Raw genomic sequence first — 1,099 nt, 5'->3', positions numbered from 1 at the left:
CCATCTTGGCCAGGCGTTGCTCCAGGTTGTGCAGCTGGATCTTGGCGATCGCGCCGATGTTCTTCTCGTCGAGCGCATGGAATACCACGATCTCGTCGATCCGGTTGATGAACTCGGGGCGGAAGTGTCCGCGCACCTCGGCCATCACGGCCAGCTTCACCACGCCCGGCTCGTCGGTGTCCATCGACTGGATCTTGTGCGAACCCAGGTTCGAGGTCATCACGATCACCGTGTTCTTGAAGTCCACGGTGCGGCCCTGGCCGTCGGTCATGCGGCCGTCGTCCAGCGCCTGCAGCAGCACGTTGAACACGTCCGGGTGCGCCTTCTCGATCTCGTCGAGCAGGATCACGCTGTAGGGCTTGCGGCGCACCGCTTCGGTGAGGTAGCCGCCCTCCTCGTAGCCCACGTAGCCCGGCGGCGCGCCGATCAACCGGGCCACCGAATGCTTCTCCATGAACTCGCTCATGTCGATGCGGACCAGGGCGTCCTCGGTGTCGAACAGGAAGTTCGCCAGCGCCTTGCACAATTCGGTCTTGCCGACCCCGGTCGGGCCCAGGAACATGAAGGAGCCGTAGGGGCGGTTCGGGTCGGACAGGCCGGCGCGCGAGCGGCGGATCGCATCCGACACCGCTTCGATCGCCTCGTCCTGGCCCACCACGCGCTCGTGCAGCTTTTCCTCGATGTGCAGCAGCTTGTCGCGCTCGCCCTGCATCATGCGCGAGACCGGGATGCCGGTCGCACGCGCCACCACCTCGGCGATTTCCTCGGCGCCGACCTGGGTGCGCAGCAGCTTCGGCTTGCCGGTGTCGCCTTCCGCGCTTTCGGCCGCTTCCTCGGCCTTCTTCAACTGCGCCTCGAGCTGGGGCAACTGGCCGTACTGCAGCTCGGAGACGCGCTGCCAGTTGCTCTGGCGCTTGGCTTCCTCCATCTGGTGGCGGATGCGCTCGATCTCTTCCTTGATGTGGGTAGTGCCCTGCACCGCCGCCTTCTCGGACTTGAGAATTTCTTCGTAGTCGTTGTACTCGCGCTCCAGGCGCGCGATCTCCTCGCCGATCAGCTCCAGGCGCCGCAGCGAGGCTTCGTCGGTTTCCTTGCGCAC

1 protein-coding gene is annotated in these 1,099 nt (G+C 65.4%); it reads right to left on the bottom strand.

All coding sequences use genetic code 11. The annotated features are described in order from the left end of the window. Positions 1-1,099, bottom strand: a 1,099-nt coding sequence (locus AB3347_RS25855; protein WP_369094519.1) for an AAA family ATPase, incomplete at both ends; no start/stop codon positions are given.

It is taken from the genome of Massilia sp. X63 (assembly GCF_041023745.1).
Lineage (GTDB): Bacteria > Pseudomonadota > Gammaproteobacteria > Burkholderiales > Burkholderiaceae_D > Telluria.
This window is presented reverse-complemented; position numbering and strand designations above follow the sequence as displayed.